General features: G+C 61.9%; 2 protein-coding genes and 1 pseudogene. All 3 read left to right on the top strand.

Features of this window, described 5'->3' with window-relative positions:
* The first annotated feature begins 76 nt into the window (after nt 1–76).
* A complete protein-coding gene (locus WAN71_RS20130) occupies nt 77–823 on the top strand; it encodes a hypothetical protein (protein ID WP_422227016.1) in 747 nt (248 codons plus the stop codon).
* A complete protein-coding gene (locus tag WAN71_RS20125) occupies nt 820–1,437 on the top strand; it encodes a hypothetical protein (protein ID WP_422227015.1) in 618 nt (205 codons plus the stop codon). Before WAN71_RS20130 ends, WAN71_RS20125 begins: the two co-directional genes overlap by 4 nt.
* Before the next feature lie 131 nt (nt 1,438–1,568).
* Nucleotides 1,569–1,778: pseudogene (locus WAN71_RS20120) on the top strand (hypothetical protein); the annotation flags it as partial.

Raw genomic sequence — 1,778 nt, 5'->3', positions numbered from 1 at the left:
TAATGTGGTTCTCCGTGCGTGGTTGGAAGCTATCAGTGCGCCACGACTCGGTTGCGCCAGCGATGGTTGCAGGCAAGTGACCGATTCCGACGCGGACCCCGCAACCGGCTCCGAGCTGCCCGCCTCGCTAGCTGAAGCCGAAGAAGAGGTCTTGCGTGCGGAGGCGCGCGCCGAGGCGGCCCGGGCACTCGCAACGCGACTACGCAAAGATGCCGAAGCCGGCTCCGACGACCAAATCGGCAAGGTCGAAGAGACCGAAGGCGATGCCGACGATGACGAGGACGAGGACGAGCCAACATTAGTAAGAGCGCGACGTTGGCGCCTACCGCGGGTCCGTCCCCCCGGCCGGAAAGCGGTGGCTGTCGGGGTCGGGATCGTGCTCGCCTCCGCCTCGCTCGGCGCAAGCGGCTACATGGTGTGGCAGGACCGCGCCACCATGCACAAACGGCAGCTTGCCCCGGAGTACGCTGCGGCGGCACGTCTTGGGGTCACGACGTTTATGACGATCGACCCAAACCATGCCAAGGACGACATTCAGCGCAGCATCGACGCGTCCACCGGCGATCTCAAGACCCAACTGCAAGCGCGATCAGCCTTCATGGCTCAACGGGCCGAGGAATCGAAGGTGATCAGCAAAGTCACGGTGGAAGCCGTCGGTGTCGAGTCATGGTCCGAGAATTCGGGAGTCGCACTTGTCTCGGCGAAATCCGACGTCACCGATCCGGACAACTCGAAACGGACCCCAATGTTGTGGCGGATCAGCGTCAAGATCGAGCGGGACGGTGGTCAGCTCAAGATGTCAGGAGTTGATTTCCTGCAATGAGTGTCGAGCAGGAGTCGTCGCCAGACCGCATGGAAACCCCGCCCACCGGCGAGGCGGAGGAAGTGTCCGCCGGCGAGGAATCGGTGCGCTCCAGCGGACCGTCAGCCATCGGGCGCCTCACCCGCCGATGTCTGGCGAGGTGGCGGGCAATTTTTGCGACCGCGTTGGTCATTGCGACGATCGCGGTGGCTGCCGGTTTGTTCTTCTTTCAGTACCGTCCTGCTCAGCGGATCGACGACGCGGCCACACATCAGGCAGTCCAGGCGGCTTCGGACGGTGCCGTGGCGGTGGTGTCGTATTCCTATAACAATCTGGACCACGACTTCGCCCGGGCGAAGTCAGTTTCGACCGGAGAATTCCTGTCCTACTACAGCAAGTTCAGTCAGGACTTCATCGCGCCCGCGGCGCGGCAGGGGCATCTTATTGCGACGGCCAAAGTGCTGCGGGCGGCCGCAATTGAGTTGCATCCGGATTCGGCAGCCGTCTTGGTGTTTATGAACCAAAACACCGCAAGCAAGGAAAAACCACAGCCGTTGACGACAGCCAGCAGCGTCCTGGTGACGCTGACGAAGGTCAATGGATCCTGGCTGATAGCGAAGTTAGACCCACTATGATGGCCGCGGCGGTCGGTAATGCGGATCGGCAACCCAGCGGCGAAGCTGGTGTTACTCTTCACCCTCAACGACGCCGCTGCCGGCACCGAAAAACCCGTATAGACGTATCGATTTGGGTTAAGGAGCACCCGATGCGCTCAATGGAAACAACCGCCGCCGCGATGCTGGTGGCTGCCAACGTATTCGGTACCTTCGGCCCTGCCTCACCGGCCGGGGCGACAACCAAGGAGGACGTCGCCCTCAACGGGACGTATCAAGTCACGTCCAACGGCAATTTGGCCAAGATCAACCGCCAGTTCAATCAAGAGGCGGTCGTCACCACCACCTGGACGATCAGCTCA

Source organism: Mycobacterium sp. (assembly GCF_049280035.1).
In the GTDB taxonomy this organism is placed as follows: domain Bacteria; phylum Actinomycetota; class Actinomycetes; order Mycobacteriales; family Mycobacteriaceae; genus Mycobacterium.
This window is presented reverse-complemented; position numbering and strand designations above follow the sequence as displayed.

Coding starts and splice junctions, on each gene's coding strand:
- WAN71_RS20125 (WP_422227015.1), top strand. CDS start 820: ATGAGTGTCGAGCAGGAGTCGTCGCCAGACCGCATGGAAACCCCGCCC.